This window comes from Pararhizobium sp. LjRoot235, from assembly GCF_964254145.1.
In the GTDB taxonomy this organism is placed as follows: domain Bacteria; phylum Pseudomonadota; class Alphaproteobacteria; order Rhizobiales; family Rhizobiaceae; genus Pararhizobium.
The window spans coordinates 2,269,542-2,283,846 of record NZ_CAXUSP020000001.1 but is presented as its reverse complement, the minus strand read 5'-3'; the positions used below and the strand labels follow the sequence as shown (position 1 = coordinate 2,283,846).

The following is a 14,305-nucleotide window of genomic DNA, read 5'->3' as shown; positions in this document are numbered from 1 at the left end:
GAGGTAAAATGTCAATGATTGGCGGGCGATATAGTCCTGGGTGGCGGCAATACCGCGCACCTTTCCAGCCGCTTCGAAACGATCGGGGAATGTTCGTGCTCCTCCAGGAGATGCTCTTGATGCATGGGCGCAAGCTCACCTTGTGCGGCACGCTGGAGGACATCGCCGATTCGCTGCCAGAGCGGGTCGAAAGGCTTACTTGCTTGACGGTCGCCAGTACGCTCCTGCCACCATGCTCACCATCTGGAAGAAACGATCATTTTCCCAGCATACGATGCCTTGCCTGACGCCACCAAAACGGCTGGATCCACGCAGCGCTTGCGGATCGAGCATGTCGAGGATGAGTGCTTTGCAGATGAGCTGACCGAGATTCTGTTCAAGATCGGGCACGAGGGTGTAGTTGCGAATGCCGAAATGTTCGGTTTCATGCTGCGCGGCTTTTTCGAAGGCACGCGCCGGCATATTGCTTTCGAGAGCGAGCATATTGCGCCGATCGTTCGTGGGGCGTTTGCTAATGCCCCGCACGAAATCTGAGACGCTCGATATTTTCGACGGTTACACGCCGATTGTTCTCGATCTGGATGACCTTGTCCGCTTTGAGCTTCGTCAACTGCCGGCTGACAGTTTCAATGGTCAGACCGAGGAAATCTGCGATCTCAGCGCGTGTCAGAGGCAAATCAAAGACGGCCGAACCTGAGCGCGGGTCGAACTCTGGATCGATATAGGTGGCGATCAACATCAGGAAGCTCGCGACTTTTTCCCCGGCGGTCTTGCGGCCGAGCGTCACCATCCAGTCGCGCGCCTCATCCAGTTCCCGCAACGTCTGCTCGAGTAAACGGTGTTCGAGACCGGGCGACCTCTTCAGCATGCCCTCTATCGTGGCGCGCGGGAACGAGCAAAGCGACACGTCGGTCGCGGCCTGGGCTGTAAGCGCGCTCTCCTCTCTGAAGGGGCGGCCAAGAAAATCGGGGGCGAATTGCAGGCCGACAATCTGTTCACGTCCATCCGACAGCGTTTTCGTCAGCTTGACGACGCCGGAAAGGATATTGGAGTAACCATCCACCGCTTCCATGTCGCCGATCAATTCTGCGCCGCTAGTCACACGATGCTTTGACGAGGTTTTGGCAAGAGCGACCAGTTGGTCCGGTTCAAGCGCACCGCAAACGCCGCGATGCCGGGCCTCGCAGGCCTGACAGAGGACGGGAATGCCTGCGCTGTGCACATCAAGCCGTTCGGTCATCAAATCACCATATGGATCCTGGCTGCCATTTGCGCGCAAAGAAAATGAAAGACAATCAGCCAAACTGTCGCTGCTATTTGATTGAAATCAAAGCCCCCGCTCCTCTTTTCATCGAAACCACGGGAAACAGGAGACCGAACCGATGACAGTTTTCCCGCCGGACATGGCACTTGAAAATGTGCCCCGATATACAAGCTATCCTACGGCGCCGCACTTTCATTCAGGCGTCGGGCACAGTCAATTCGACTCATGGCTGAGGGGGATAGAACCCGGTCAAAACGTCAGCCTTTATATTCACATACCATATTGCGATCAGTTGTGTTGGTTTTGCGCATGCACCACCAAACACACCCGGCGCTATGATAGCGTGGCGTCTTTCCTGAAATATCTGCAAATGGAAATCGAAACGGTCGGGCGCATCGTCAAGGGCAAGGCGAAGATAGGCGCTGTTCATTTCGGCGGCGGCTCCCCGACCATCCTGAAGCCTGACGATCTCGTCGCATTGAAGGCCACACTTGTTAGCGCCTTTGACATTCAGCCCAATGCGGACGTCAGCGTTGAGATCGATCCGCGGGATATGGACGGTGCCCGCTTCCAGGCACTGGCGACGATAGGTATGACGCGCGCAAGCCTCGGCATACAGGATTTCGACGCAACAGTTCAGAGGGCGATCAATCGCCATCAAAGGTTCGAGGTGACCAAAGCAGTGATCGAGGGTGTCCGTGTCCACGGGGCAACGTCGGTGAATGTCGATCTGCTCTACGGCCTACCCTTTCAGACGATTGCCAGTATCTGTTCGACCATCGCACAGACGCTTGACCTAGGCCCCGACCGTATCGCGCTGTTTGGCTACGCACATGTTCCGCGGCTGAAAAAGCATCAGACGATGATCAAGGACGAATGGCTGCCTGACGTCAGCGCGCGGCTTGAGCAGTCTTCGGCGGCGCGCGAGATGATCCTGTCTGCAGGGTATGAGGAAATCGGTCTGGATCATTTCGCCCTCGCCGGGGATCCGCTCTCTCGTGTCTCATCGACGGGCAAGCTACGCCGCAATTTTCAAGGTTATACCGATGATCCGTGCACGACTCTGATCGGTCTTGGACCATCGGCGATCAGCCAGTTCCCGCAAGGTTACGTCCAGAACACGCCTGTGACGGCCACCTACCAGCGGGCGATACGCGAAATCGGATTGGCATCGGCGCGAGGGGTCATTCTGAGCGATGATGACAGGATCAGGGGCTGGATCATCGAACGGCTGATGTGCGATTTCGGCTTTTCGCTTCGAGAGCTTTTCCGGTCCTTTGGGAGCGGAGCGCGAGCCATTGCAACAGAAGCCGAGACGATGGCAGCGGCACATGTCAACGGGCTGTTCGAGTGGCGCGACGAAGGCTTCAGGATAACGCCTATGGGAAAACCGCTCGTGCGGACGATTGCGGCAGGGTTCGACAAGTATCTGGCCACGGGCATGGCACAACATTCCTCGGCAATCTGACAACCAGGAAACAAGGCACCGGAGCCCGCACTGCTAGAGTTCGACCAGCAAACAGGGCCATCGCCGGTGGAGGATAAAGGCCGGCGACGTCGAGGCTATGAGAGCCGCGGGTTCGGCCACCTAGCCCAACGAAATCTCGCCGTTACAAAAATCAATGGTTGCGCGCGGATATGCCTCTCGCCGCAGCCGCTTCCCTTGCCAGCACCGCCACCAAACATAATTGAAATTCCTATGGCCAGGCAAATGTGAAGATCGCCGCGGTCACTGAAGTCCACATTGGATCGTAATCAGAACATCGAAATAGACAGCCCGACCCAGCCCATCAAGCCGTCCGGCCTTCCAGCCGCCGGTCGACAGTGCGTCTGCGGAATTGCTCACAACGGCCTTGCGCCCGCGCCTCCCATTCCAAACGCTTCGACCGAAAATCGTAGCAGAATCAGAAGTCTACCGCGTACCGTCAAAATCACATGGCTGTAGCGTCAAAATGGATTGGCTGCGGCCTGAGTTAAGCGATTGAAATTCCACGAACCGCTGCGTCATAATCAGTGGCTGCCTATAACTATGTTTTACCACCACCAGCCCGAAGGAAACTTCGGGCTGGACCAATACTCAGAACAAAACAAGATCAGTTATGATTGGAAATACAGAAATGACAAAGCCGAAACCTTTCGGTTTCGGCTTTGAATACCGCGAAAAAGCCAAAGCTCACGCGGGGCAAAGAGACTCAAATCCCTTGGCCGGTTACAGGGTTATCATAAGGGAAATTGAGGATTGGAGTCGAGGTAGCTTTGGCGGCCATACAAAGGAATTACCATGGCCTCAAACGAACGTACTTCGAAGTCAGTCGCATCAACAGCTGCAAAGCTTTTGAGCAATCCCAAGACACCAGCTGCAGTGAAAAAAGTTGCGGCATCTGCACTGACTCAAGCGCCAAACAAGAAAAAATAATCGGCGATTAAGTTGAACTCTGAGAACCGCGGCACAGGCCGCGGTTATTTGCATCTACAAGCGCTAAAAACGTCAAGTTTCCAAGTTTCCGCCATGATCCTATCTCCCCCTCGGTGGGGAGATAGCAATTTCAGCATCTTAGCTTCACCTAAGTGCTAGAAATTGCAAGAGAGGGGGTAGGTTTGGGCGCACAGACCGATCCCCTCACCAGCAAAATCTAACACTTAGCTGAAGCTAAGATGTTGATTTTGCGTCCTCTCCCACAGAGGGAGAGGTAGCGCCGGCGGCACGCCCGGTTTCCTTCAAGACCGCGATCAGATCGTAACACCATGGAAAAACGCAAAGGCGCGTCATTCTCCCTATCTCCCCCTCGGTGGGGGAGAAAGCATTTTCAGCATCTTAGCTTCAGCCAAGTGCTAGAAATTGCAAGAGAGGGCATGGACGCACAAAGCCGATCCCCTCACCATCAAAATCTAACACTTAGCCTAACGGCTAAGGTGTTGATTTTGCGTCCTCTCCCACAAGGGGAGAGGTAGCGTGCCGCTACGGCTTCTCACACGCAATCCAGTTGTCTTCATTGATGAACGGCCCCTCGCTGCAGATGTGCCGGTATTCCAGAATAGACTGGTAGACCTCCCGCGCAGCACAGCTGGCGAGCGTCAACGCCCGCGACGGATATTGCCGGCACTCCGCTTCCGCATCCTGAGCCAGAACCTTCAGCTCCGCGGTACTCGTCGCCACGCCCTCCATGTCATCGGCCGAGAGGGTGAAGGCGAGAAAGGCAAGGGTGACGAGCATGGACGGGCTTTCGCAATGACGGGTGCGCCGATCGACTCGAGAACGGCAGACGCAAAGCCTATCTCCCCCTTCGTGGGGGAGAAAGCAATTTCAGCATCTTAGCTTCAGCTAAGTGCTAGAAATTGCAAGAGAGGGGGTAGGCATGGACGCACAGAGCGATCCCCTCACCAGCAAAAATCTAACACTGAGCTGAAGCTAAGATGTTGATTTTGCGTCCTCTCCCACAAGGGGGAGAGGTAGGCCCCTCATTCGCCGCTGTTCCGCAATTCCGAAAGGATCGTCAGGCAAACGCCGTCGAGGTTTTTCACCACCTCCTCGTTCCAGAACCGCAGGATGCGAAACCCCTCTCGCCGGAAGAACGCATCGCGCTCAAGGTCGCGCGCGCTGTCCGCATGCTGGAATCCATCGACCTCGACAATGAGCCGCGCCTCGAAACAGACGAAATCGAGAATGAAATCGTGCAGCGGCACCTGCCGGCGGAACGTGTGGCCTTCGAGCTGGCGGTTGCGCAGCGCCTTGACGTTCGGGAATGGATCCTCGGGGCAAGCCCGAGGATGACGACCTTGGGGGCTGGGCAATCGGACCATGGTTCCTCAAGCACAAAAGCCGGCTGCTTATCCTCTGCCGCTCCCTCCGCTCCGTCATCCTCGGGCTTGACCCGAGGACCATTCCCAAGCCTGCCGGCGAGCCGCCATTCGCCCCAAAACGGGGAAAAGGATTCAGCCGCGAGGGCACGGCACCCGCTACCTCTCCCCCAGTGGGAGAGGACACAAAATCAACATCTTAGCCAAAGGCTAAGTGTTAGATTTTGTTGGTGAGGGGATCTCCGCCATGCGCTCAATATCCCCGTCCCAAAAACCTCTGCCATAATCCCCCCGTCCCGCCCTCGGATACGCTGCCAGCCGTGGCAGCCGGCGGGGCCGGCGCCGGTTTCGAGGAAAGGACGGAAGTCCTTGCGATCGGGGTTCGCAAGAAGGTTCCCCTCCGCAGGCTGATGCTGCTGCGGGCGTGCGATGCACAGAGGGCCGACGAGGCCGTAGCGGAACGCGTTTGCGGACAAAAACCGCCGAACGGGGCGCTGAGAGGTGTCACTTTTTACTATCCAAACGAGGCAGCTTTCAGCGCCCCGTCCGAACTGAAGCCAAACCACGGCGAGCATCGCGCGTGAAGGATAGACCATGCCCTTAAGACGTCCCGCCTCACACGCCCGCAGGTGGCCGGTGATCGTTGATCTCGATCCAGTAGCCGTCCGGGTCCTGCAAGTAGACCTGCCGGAAGCCGTTGCGGTGCAGGCCGATGCGGCCGGGATTGCCCGGCCAGTCGGTGAAGGGAACGCCAAGCGCGCCGATATGGGCGACGAAGGCGTCAAAATCGGCCGTGGAGATGGCGACATGCGTGTCTTTCGTCACATGCGTCGCGCCGAAATCGCCGGCGATCAGATGGATGGCATCGCCGCCGCCGATTGTGAGCCAGGCGACATTGGCGCTGCCTTCCCGCGCGATCGGCTCGAAGCCCATGATCTCCCGGTAGAACGCGACGCTGCGCTCGATGTCGCTGACGAGCAGCGCAACATGGTCAAGACTGTAACGCATGACGAATCCTCCGATAAAGCGCCCATCATGCAGACAGACGGGGTCAGCCGCCAGCCCTCACCGCCCCGCGAACGGGTCCGCCAACGCCGCTTCCGGCCGGCTGATCGGATATTTGATACCGGAAATGCTGGCCGCCAGCTTCTGCGGCCCCTCGCTCTTCAGGAGCGCGCGAAAACGCGGATGCATGCCGCCATCGACATAGGCACTCATCGATGTGCTGGCGGCAATGGCCTCAGTCATCGCCGCTTCGATCTTGCGCTCCTCCGCCTCGATCTTCGCCATCGCCTGCGGCTCGAGCTGGTTGACGACCGCCGGGCAGGCGGCGAGCGGATCGGCGGGTTCGCCGCCCTCGAAGTCCTTGTTGAAGACGTAGCGGCTTTCGCAGACGGACACCTTCGGCTGCCGGTGCGTCACCTCGAAGGCATCGTAGCCCTCTTTCAGCGTCCGCCAGAAGGACATGTTCGCATCGTCGCGGTGTTCGATCATGTTCTTCGCCGTCATGCGGAAGGGAAAGGCCTGGACCTGGAAATCCTCCTGCCCGCCCGAAAGCGCCTTCTGCACGATCGCATAGATTTCGCCGACGCCCTGGTCGGTCATGGCGTAGCAGCCGGACGACGAGCAGGCGCCATGCACCATCAGCGCCTCGCCAGTATGGCCGAGCGCCGCTTCGAGCTTATTCGGATAGCCGAGATTGAAGGAGGCGTAATATTGCGACTTCGGATTAAGCTGGCCGGCCGAGACGTGGTAAAACCCTTCCGGCGCCTGCCGGTCGCCGATCCTCGTCTTCGGCCCGAGCTTTCCCGACCAGCGGCACATCGGATAGGTCTTGAACAGCGCATAGGTGCCGGACCTGTCGACCTTCCAGACCTCGAGCTCGCTTTCCTGCTTGAAGATGCGGATCAGCACCGGACCTTCCGGCTTCATGCCTTTCTTCGACATCTCCGCGATCATCTTGCCGGAGAGCTTCGGCGGCGCCTCGGAGAGATCGTCCAGCCCCATGCAGCCGGAGAGCGCCACGCCGAGGAAAAGGGCGGCCACCGTCCGGGTAAGAACGCGGCGGGCGGTGCGCATCGCGGCGCTGGAAAGGGAAATCGAAGGAAGCATGAAGGGGTCTATTGCTTGAAATCGTGCCAAAGTTGTGTCGAACGGTGCAAATCAGGGCGCCATCCGCCCCGATCCCGGACAGAATCCGAAAGAGCGGTTAGCGTTCCGTTAATCAGGGCCGGGTTTGTTGCGGCGGCCGCCGGGACGACATTGCCAGACGACTCGCCGGGCCGCCTCGCTGCCACTGCGATTTTTCCGCCCGATCACCACGTCGTGATCGCCCCTGACGGATGCAGCCACGCCCGCCAGGATCTCCATCCAGCTTTTCTCCCCCGACGCCTCGGTAAAATTTGCCTCAAATGCAGGCACCAGATTTCACGCGGACGAAACAGCGCTCGCGTTACGGTAGAGTGGTCGTCACATCCGAAGGAGCCCATTCGCAGGGCGGATCGTCATGAGTCAGGTCATCACCATGTCAGCCACCACGGCGGCTTACGCGGCGCAAGCCGTGAAGCCGTCCGCGCGCGTGACCGGCGATGGCCCGGCCGAGGAAGCAATCACGCTGCTCTCGGCACGACCGAAGGACGATGCGGTCAACACGCACGCATCGATCGCCGCCCTTCGCAATCCGACATCGCTATCGCTGTTGCTGATGAGTTCCAACGGCCGCCCGCCGCAGGGCACACGCGGCGACGTGGTGCGCCGCTATATGGAATTCGCCTCCGACGAACCGGAAGCCGACGAGAACGGCGAGACCTCGGAAGAGTAAGCCGTCCCTTTCCTGGAAAAAGCGGCAGCGCGGTGTATTCGCGCCGCCGCCTCACGCCACAAATCCGGCTGTGCCGCTCAGTTGTGCTTGTGCGCCCCGCCGGCGGCATTGCCGACCGGAAGCGCATAGTCCACCTTGCCAGCTTTCTCGAACGTCAGCGTCACCGGCACGCTGTCGCCCTCGGCAAAGGGCTTTTTCACATCCATGAACATCAGGTGCAGGCTGCCGGTCTTGAGTTCGACGGTTTCACCTGCCGGAATGACGATGCCGTCGAGCTTGCGCATCTTCATCACATCATTCTGCATGGTCATTTCATGCAGTTCAACACGACCTGCCGCCGGGCTTTCGACGGAGACCAGGGTATCGTCCTCGCTGCCATCGTTCCTGAGCGTGAAGCCGCCGCCGCCGACCTTGGCTCCTGGCAGCATCGCCTTGACGGCGCCGCCGGAAATCTCGAGCAATCCAGCCTTGACCGTCGCGCCACCCATGCCCGCCATTGCTGCCATGTTGTGGCCATGATGCCCTTCGGCTGTCGCCGGTGTCACCGTGACCGTCGGCGCCGGATGTTCGAGCGAATGGGCGTCCTGGCCTTGCGCGGCGATCTCGTCCCAGACAACCTTATCCGTCGCACCGCACAGTTGCGTTACCGGAAAGGCGATCTCGGTCTCCGTGTTGAAGCCCGAGATCGTCCCCTTGATGACGAAGGTGTCGTAGTAGTCATCGGACAGGTTGCCGTTCTTCCAGCGGATTTCGAGCGGCCCGGACGTTACCGTCTTGCCGTGGTTGTCGTAGCTCTTCTGGTAGTCACCCTTGATGATCTCGATCTCCCAGTCGGCCTTCGGCTGTGGCTTGGCGAAGACGAAGCCTTCCGGCAGTTTCACCTGGACTTCGGTCGTCGCCTTGCCGTCGCAACCGTGCGGAACCTGCAGCACGGCCTTGAAGCTGCTTTCCGAGGCAACTTCATCGGTTTCGAAGGACGCATGCGCATAGGCGGCGCCAACGCCGGCAAGCGAAAAGGCGAGCGCAAGGAGGGTTGTTGTTCTGGTCTGTGTCATTGATCTGTCTCCAGACCGGTCGTTGCCAATCACGGCACGTCGGTCAACGCCGCACCAGGCGGCTGAAATGACGAAAAGATGGAAGAATCGCCGAAGCGATGACGTCAGAGCGACAGCGGAGGAGCGTGCGACTGCGGCAGTGCGCGCGGGTATTCGACAAAAATGGCCGGAAAATCCGTCTTGCTCTCGGCAAACGCGGCGACTCGAATGATGAGATAACTGTCGCTCGGAGGCGGCGGTAAGACGATCGATGCGGCGAGCCGGCAATAGTCGCAGACCGGCGCAAGCCCCTCGTGCGGGGGCTTGTGATCGTCGACACCGTCTGACCCGAAGCAGATGTCGGCACTCGTCCCATCCGGCAGCACAAAGTTCGCCGCCATCGCCGGGGCGAGCTGCCGGGCGAAGACCGGTTGATGCGCAAAAGACAGGAACAGCAGGGCAAGTGCCGAAAGCACGCGCGCCGTCATCTGCCACTGTCGTCCGGCTCTCGCCATCGATCGTCCCCGTGTTGGCCGATTGCATTATCGCCTTGGCGCAAAAAAAGCAAAGGTCGTTTTCCGCACCGGGGAGGCATGTTGAAACAGTGGCGACAAAAATCTGTTCGAGCGCGACATTTTGCGCTTGCCAAGCAATCGGGATCGCCGTTATCTGAACCCGATCTTGTTGGGAGAATCCGGGTAATACCGGTGCCGAAGGAGCAACCGCCCCGGAAACTCTCAGGCCAAAGGACCAGCAAGGTGCCGGTAGGACTCTGGAGAGAAGCATTCCGCTCGCCGAAGGGATAACAATCTCAGGCAAAGGGACAGAGGGGGCTCGAGGAAACTGCGCATTAAAATGCGCCGTGGAAATGAGCCGGCGCGTTGCGCCAGACCTGGAGGCCGGATTTGGACGATCATTCCCCCCTGAAGCAGACGCCGCTGCATGCCCTGCACCTCTCGCTTGGCGCCCGCATGGTGCCCTTTGCCGGCTACGATATGCCGGTGCAATATCCGACCGGGGTGATGAAGGAGCATCTCCACACCCGCGCCGCCGCTGGCCTGTTCGACGTTTCGCATATGGGCCAGATCATCCTGCGGCCAAAATCCGGAAAAATCGACGATGCGGCGCTTGCTCTTGAAAGGCTGGTACCTGTCGACGTGCTCGGTCTCGGCGAAGGCCGCCAGCGCTACGGGCTGTTCACCAATGACCAGGGTGGTGTTCTCGACGACCTGATGATTGCCAATCGCGGCGATCACCTGTTCCTCGTCGTCAATGCCGCCTGCAAGGATGCCGATTTCGCACATCTGCAACAACAACTCGGCGAGACATGCGATCTCACCTTGCTTGATGACCGCGCGCTGATCGCGCTGCAGGGGCCGCGCGCCGAATGCGTTCTGGCTGAACTCTGGGCCGATGTCGCCACCATGCGTTTCATGGATGTGGCCGAAGCCGATCTTCACGACGTCCCCTGCATCATCTCCCGCTCCGGCTATACCGGGGAGGATGGTTTCGAGATCTCCATCCCCGCCGCGTCTGCCGAAGATGTGGCCCGGCGGATTCTCGAACACCCCGATGTGCTGCCGATCGGTCTCGGCGCCCGCGACTCGCTTCGGCTGGAGGCTGGGCTGTGTCTCTATGGAAACGACATCGATCCCATGTCGACCCCCGTTGAGGCGGCGCTTGAATGGGCCATGCAAAAGGCCCGGCGGACAGGCGGCGCGCGCGAAGGCGACTTCCCCGGCGCGGACATCATTCTTCGCCAGTTTGCCGATGGCGCCGACCGCCGCCGTGTCGGCCTGAAGCCGGAGGGAAAAGCACCGGTGCGCGGCGGTGCCATGCTCTATGCCGATGCGGAGGGTCTCGTCGAAGCCGGTGTCGTGACCTCAGGCGGCTTCGGCCCGAGCGTCGATCATCCGGTCGCCATGGGTTATGTCGCAGCGCCCTATATCGCGAACAGCACCCGCCTTTTTGCGGAGGTGCGGGGCAAATACCTGCCCGTGACCGTCTCATCCCTTCCCTTCATCACCCCGACCTACAAACGCTGATCTGGAGCAAAATCCAATGCTGAAATTTACCGACGAACATGAATGGCTGAAGATCGAGGGTGACGTGGCGACCGTCGGCATCACCGCTCATGCCGCAGAACAGCTTGGCGATCTCGTCTTCGTCGAACTGCCGGAAGCCGGGACGAGCCTCGACAAGGGCGCGACGGCCGCGACCGTCGAATCCGTCAAGGCTGCCTCCGACGTCTATTGTCCGCTTGACGGCGAGATCGTCGAGAGCAATCAGGCGATCGTCGATGACCCGTCTCTGGTCAATAGCGACCCGCAGGGCGCCGGCTGGTTCTTCAAGCTGAAGCTCGCCGACCCGTCGGCCGCCAACGCGCTGCTCGATGAAGCGGCCTACAAGGAGCTGATCGCCTGATGAGCATGCCGAAAGATTTCACCTTCACCGACTACAAGCCGTATGACTTCGCCAACCGGCGCCATATCGGGCCCTCGCCCGACGAAATGGCGGCGATGCTCCAGGTGATCGGCTATGACAGCCTTGACGCACTGATTGACGATACGGTTCCACCATCGATCCGCCAGAAGGCGCCGCTTGCCTGGGGGGCTGCGATGACCGAGCGCGAAGCGCTCGACAAGATGCGCGAGACGGCCAACCGCAATCAAAAGCTCGTGTCGCTGATCGGCCAAGGCTATTACGGCACGATCACGCCGCCGGTGATCCAGCGCAACATTCTGGAAAATCCGGCCTGGTACACAGCCTATACGCCTTACCAGCCGGAAATCAGTCAGGGCCGTTTGGAAGCGCTGTTGAACTACCAGACGATGGTCTGCGACCTCACCGGCCTCGATGTCGCCAATGCCTCGCTGCTCGACGAAGCGACCGCTGCTGCCGAAGCCATGGCGATGGCCGAGCGCGTGTCGAAATCCAAGGAAACCGCGTTCTTCGTCGACGAAAATTGCCATCCGCAGACGATCGCGCTGATCAAGACCCGCGCCGAGCCGCTTGGCTGGACGGTCACCGTCGGCAATCCCCATACTGATCTCGAATGCGCAAGCGTGTTCGGTGCGATCTTCCAGTACCCCGGCACCTACGGCCATGTGAGCGACTTTACCGGCCTCATCGCCCGCCTTCATCAGGCCGGCGCCATCGCCGTCATCGCCGCCGATCCCCTCGCCCTGGCGCTTTTGAAATCCCCCGGCGAAATGGGTGCCGACATCGCCATCGGCTGCACCCAGCGCTTCGGTGTTCCCGTCGGATACGGCGGCCCGCACGCGGCCTATATGGCGGTCAAGGATGCTTATAAACGCTCGATGCCCGGCCGCCTCGTCGGCGTATCGGTCGACAGCCGCGGCAACCGCGCCTACCGCTTGTCGCTGCAGACGCGCGAACAGCATATCCGCCGCGAAAAGGCGACGTCGAATATCTGCACGGCGCAGGTCCTGCTTGCCGTCATGGCGTCGATGTACGCGGTTTTCCACGGCCCCAAGGGGATCAAGGCGATCGCCCAGAGCGTACACCAGAAGACGGTTCGGCTCGCCATGGGGCTCGAGAAGCTCGGCTACACCGTCGAGCCCGACGTGTTCTTCGACACGATCACCGTCGATGTCGGCAAGCTTCAGGGCATCATTCTGAAGACCGCCGTCGCCGAGGAGGTCAACCTGCGCAGGATCGGCACGACAAAGATCGGCATCAGCCTTGACGAACGTTCGCGGCCGGTAACGCTGGAGGCCGTATGGCGGGCGTTCGGCGGCGATTTCAGCGTCGACGACTTCGAGCCGGGTTATCGGCTGCCGGGAGAGCTGCTGCGCACCAGCGAGTATCTGACCCATCCGATCTTCCACATGAACCGAGCGGAAAGCGAAATGACGCGCTATATCCGCCGGCTGTCGGACCGCGATCTGGCGCTCGATCGGTCGATGATCCCGCTCGGCTCCTGCACGATGAAGCTCAACGCAACGGCGGAAATGCTGCCGATCACATGGCCGGAGTTCTCAGAAATCCATCCCTTCGTGCCGGCGGATCAGGCGGAAGGATACCGCCACATGATCACCGACCTGTCGCAGAAGCTTTGCGTCATCACAGGTTATGACGCGGTCTCGATGCAGCCGAATTCGGGTGCTCAGGGAGAATATGCCGGACTGCTCACCATCCGCGCCTATCACCTTGCCAATGGCGAAAGTCACCGCGACGTCTGCCTGATCCCGACCTCGGCGCACGGAACCAACCCGGCCTCGGCGCACATGGCCGGCATGAAGGTGGTCGTCGTCAAGGTCAGCGACAACGGCGACATCGACATGGAGGATTTCCGAGCAAAAGCAGAGCAGTACGCAGAAAACCTCTCATGCTGCATGATCACCTATCCGTCGACCCACGGTGTGTTCGAGGAGAATGTGCGCGAGGTTTGCGACATCGTTCACAAGCATGGCGGCCAGGTCTATCTCGACGGCGCCAACATGAATGCCATGGTCGGCCTTGCCCGGCCGGGCGACATCGGCTCCGACGTCAGCCATCTCAACCTGCACAAGACCTTCTGCATCCCGCACGGTGGCGGCGGCCCGGGCATGGGACCGATCGGCGTCAAGGCGCACTTGGCGCCGTTCCTCCCGGGCCATCCGGAAACGGATGGCGGCGACGGTGCCGTTTCGGCTGCGCCTTTCGGCTCGGCTTCGATCCTGCCGATCTCCTGGAGCTACTGCCTGATGATGGGTGGCGAAGGCCTGACGCAGGCAACCAAGGTGGCGATCCTCAACGCCAACTATATCGCCGCCCGCCTGAATGGTGCATACGGCGTGCTCTACAAGTCGGCGAAGGGACGCGTCGCGCATGAGTGCATCATCGACACGCGCCCGCTGGTGGACAGCGCCGGTGTCACCGTGGACGATGTCGCCAAGCGGCTGATCGACTGCGGCTTCCACGCGCCGACGATGAGCTGGCCGGTTGCCGGCACGCTGATGATCGAGCCGACGGAATCGGAGACCAAGGCCGAGCTCGACCGTTTCTGCGATGCGATGCTGGCGATCCGTGCCGAAGCCCAGGCGATCGAGGATGGGCGGATGGACCGGGTGAACAATCCGCTGAAGAATGCGCCGCACACGGTGGAAGACCTTGTCGGCGACTGGGATCGCCCCTATTCGCGCGAACAGGCCTGCTACCCGCCGGGTGCCTTCCGCGTCGACAAATACTGGTCGCCGGTCAACCGCGTCGACAATGTCTACGGCGACCGCAACCTCGTCTGCACCTGCCCGCCGCTGGAGGATTACGCCGAGGCGGCAGAGTAAAGCGGAAAACCGAAAGGGGCGCGCGATGCGCCCCTTCGTACCGCGATCGCGGGTGACGGTGATCGCTGTGGGCGAACCGGCACAGAAACGCGCGAACTTT

Annotated in this window: 14 protein-coding genes and 1 riboswitch; of the genes, 7 read left to right on the top strand and 7 right to left on the bottom strand. The window is 60.2% G+C overall.

The features are described from left to right. The first annotated feature begins 279 nt into the window (after nucleotides 1-279). Nucleotides 280-534 carry a hypothetical protein gene (locus tag ACSQ2Z_RS10855; protein ID WP_436081216.1) on the top strand — a complete coding sequence of 85 codons (255 nt, stop codon included), beginning with the start codon at nucleotides 280-282 and terminating at the stop codon, nucleotides 532-534. Here the strand turns inward: ACSQ2Z_RS10855 and ACSQ2Z_RS10850 are convergent. Then, nucleotides 512-1,240 (bottom strand): Crp/Fnr family transcriptional regulator, encoded by a 729-nt coding sequence (locus ACSQ2Z_RS10850; protein ID WP_436081215.1) that lies wholly within the window; start codon nucleotides 1,238-1,240, stop codon nucleotides 512-514. The two genes, ACSQ2Z_RS10855 and ACSQ2Z_RS10850, sit on opposite strands and share 23 nt — an antisense overlap. 163 nt (nucleotides 1,241-1,403) lie before the next feature. On the opposite strand from ACSQ2Z_RS10850, the gene hemN reads away from it, so the two are divergent. Together hemN and ACSQ2Z_RS10840 are read left to right on the top strand one after the other, a co-directional pair. Beyond that, nucleotides 1,404-2,732, top strand: a complete 1,329-nt coding sequence (hemN, locus tag ACSQ2Z_RS10845) for an oxygen-independent coproporphyrinogen III oxidase (protein WP_436081214.1) — start codon at nucleotides 1,404-1,406, stop codon at nucleotides 2,730-2,732. 649 nt (nucleotides 2,733-3,381) lie between these two features. Then, nucleotides 3,382-3,603, top strand: coding sequence for a hypothetical protein (locus ACSQ2Z_RS10840; RefSeq protein WP_436081213.1), 222 nt, complete (start codon nucleotides 3,382-3,384; stop codon nucleotides 3,601-3,603). 620 nt (nucleotides 3,604-4,223) lie between these two features. On the opposite strand, the gene ACSQ2Z_RS10835 is transcribed toward ACSQ2Z_RS10840, so the two are convergent. The 4 genes from ACSQ2Z_RS10835 to ACSQ2Z_RS10820 all read right to left on the bottom strand — a co-directional run bounded on the left by ACSQ2Z_RS10835 (nucleotide 4,224) and on the right by ACSQ2Z_RS10820 (nucleotide 7,174). Further along, on the bottom strand, nucleotides 4,224-4,478 hold the full coding sequence (locus tag ACSQ2Z_RS10835) for a hypothetical protein (RefSeq protein WP_436081212.1): 255 nt from the start codon (nucleotides 4,476-4,478) through the stop codon (nucleotides 4,224-4,226). 245 nt (nucleotides 4,479-4,723) lie between these two features. Then, nucleotides 4,724-5,056, bottom strand: coding sequence for an endonuclease domain-containing protein (locus ACSQ2Z_RS10830; RefSeq protein ID WP_436081211.1), 333 nt, complete (start codon nucleotides 5,054-5,056; stop codon nucleotides 4,724-4,726). 621 nt (nucleotides 5,057-5,677) lie between these two features. Beyond that, nucleotides 5,678-6,070 carry a VOC family protein gene (locus ACSQ2Z_RS10825; protein WP_436081210.1) on the bottom strand — a complete coding sequence of 131 codons (393 nt, stop codon included), beginning with the start codon at nucleotides 6,068-6,070 and terminating at the stop codon, nucleotides 5,678-5,680. Between the two features lie 57 nt (nucleotides 6,071-6,127). After that, nucleotides 6,128-7,174, bottom strand: a complete 1,047-nt coding sequence (locus ACSQ2Z_RS10820) for a hypothetical protein (protein WP_436081209.1) — start codon at nucleotides 7,172-7,174, stop codon at nucleotides 6,128-6,130. Between the two features lie 394 nt (nucleotides 7,175-7,568). Between ACSQ2Z_RS10820 and ACSQ2Z_RS10815 the strand changes: the two genes are divergently transcribed. Beyond that, nucleotides 7,569-7,883: a hypothetical protein gene (locus ACSQ2Z_RS10815; RefSeq protein ID WP_436081208.1), complete on the top strand. Its 315-nt coding sequence runs from the start codon at nucleotides 7,569-7,571 to the stop codon at nucleotides 7,881-7,883. Nucleotides 7,884-7,960: 77 nt separating this feature from the next. On the opposite strand, the gene ACSQ2Z_RS10810 is transcribed toward ACSQ2Z_RS10815, so the two are convergent. Then, nucleotides 7,961-8,938 (bottom strand): copper chaperone PCu(A)C, encoded by a 978-nt coding sequence (locus ACSQ2Z_RS10810; protein ID WP_436081207.1) that lies wholly within the window; start codon nucleotides 8,936-8,938, stop codon nucleotides 7,961-7,963. A gap of 104 nt (nucleotides 8,939-9,042) precedes the next feature. Then, the gene (locus ACSQ2Z_RS10805; RefSeq protein WP_436081206.1) at nucleotides 9,043-9,405 is read right to left on the bottom strand and encodes a hypothetical protein; all 363 of its coding nucleotides are present in this window, start codon (nucleotides 9,403-9,405) and stop codon (nucleotides 9,043-9,045) included. A 187-nt stretch (nucleotides 9,406-9,592) separates the two neighbouring features. Continuing rightward, nucleotides 9,593-9,680: riboswitch (glycine riboswitch) on the top strand. Between the two features lie 142 nt (nucleotides 9,681-9,822). On the opposite strand from ACSQ2Z_RS10805, the gene gcvT reads away from it, so the two are divergent. From gcvT to gcvP, 3 genes are read left to right on the top strand one after another with little or no spacing between them, the layout of a single operon-like run. Continuing rightward, nucleotides 9,823-10,962, top strand: coding sequence for a glycine cleavage system aminomethyltransferase GcvT (gene gcvT, locus ACSQ2Z_RS10800; protein WP_436081205.1), 1,140 nt, complete (start codon nucleotides 9,823-9,825; stop codon nucleotides 10,960-10,962). 16 nt (nucleotides 10,963-10,978) lie between these two features. Beyond that, on the top strand, nucleotides 10,979-11,341 hold the full coding sequence (gene gcvH, locus ACSQ2Z_RS10795; RefSeq protein WP_436081204.1) for a glycine cleavage system protein GcvH: 363 nt from the start codon (nucleotides 10,979-10,981) through the stop codon (nucleotides 11,339-11,341). Continuing rightward, complete coding sequence (gene gcvP / locus ACSQ2Z_RS10790; RefSeq protein ID WP_436081203.1) at nucleotides 11,341-14,205, top strand: aminomethyl-transferring glycine dehydrogenase; 2,865 nt, start codon at nucleotides 11,341-11,343, stop codon at nucleotides 14,203-14,205. Before gcvH ends, gcvP begins: the two co-directional genes overlap by 1 nt. The last annotated feature ends 100 nt before the right edge of the window (nucleotides 14,206-14,305 follow it).

Coding starts and splice junctions, on each gene's coding strand:
- ACSQ2Z_RS10805 (WP_436081206.1), bottom strand. CDS start 9,405: ATGACGGCGCGCGTGCTTTCGGCACTTGCCCTGCTGTTCCTGTCTTTT.
- hemN (WP_436081214.1), top strand. CDS start 1,404: ATGGCACTTGAAAATGTGCCCCGATATACAAGCTATCCTACGGCGCCG.
- ACSQ2Z_RS10815 (WP_436081208.1), top strand. CDS start 7,569: ATGAGTCAGGTCATCACCATGTCAGCCACCACGGCGGCTTACGCGGCG.
- gcvH (WP_436081204.1), top strand. CDS start 10,979: ATGCTGAAATTTACCGACGAACATGAATGGCTGAAGATCGAGGGTGAC.
- ACSQ2Z_RS10825 (WP_436081210.1), bottom strand. CDS start 6,070: ATGCGTTACAGTCTTGACCATGTTGCGCTGCTCGTCAGCGACATCGAG.
- ACSQ2Z_RS10840 (WP_436081213.1), top strand. CDS start 3,382: ATGACAAAGCCGAAACCTTTCGGTTTCGGCTTTGAATACCGCGAAAAA.
- gcvP (WP_436081203.1), top strand. CDS start 11,341: ATGAGCATGCCGAAAGATTTCACCTTCACCGACTACAAGCCGTATGAC.
- ACSQ2Z_RS10810 (WP_436081207.1), bottom strand. CDS start 8,938: ATGACACAGACCAGAACAACAACCCTCCTTGCGCTCGCCTTTTCGCTT.
- ACSQ2Z_RS10820 (WP_436081209.1), bottom strand. CDS start 7,174: ATGCTTCCTTCGATTTCCCTTTCCAGCGCCGCGATGCGCACCGCCCGC.
- ACSQ2Z_RS10850 (WP_436081215.1), bottom strand. CDS start 1,240: ATGACCGAACGGCTTGATGTGCACAGCGCAGGCATTCCCGTCCTCTGT.
- ACSQ2Z_RS10835 (WP_436081212.1), bottom strand. CDS start 4,478: ATGCTCGTCACCCTTGCCTTTCTCGCCTTCACCCTCTCGGCCGATGAC.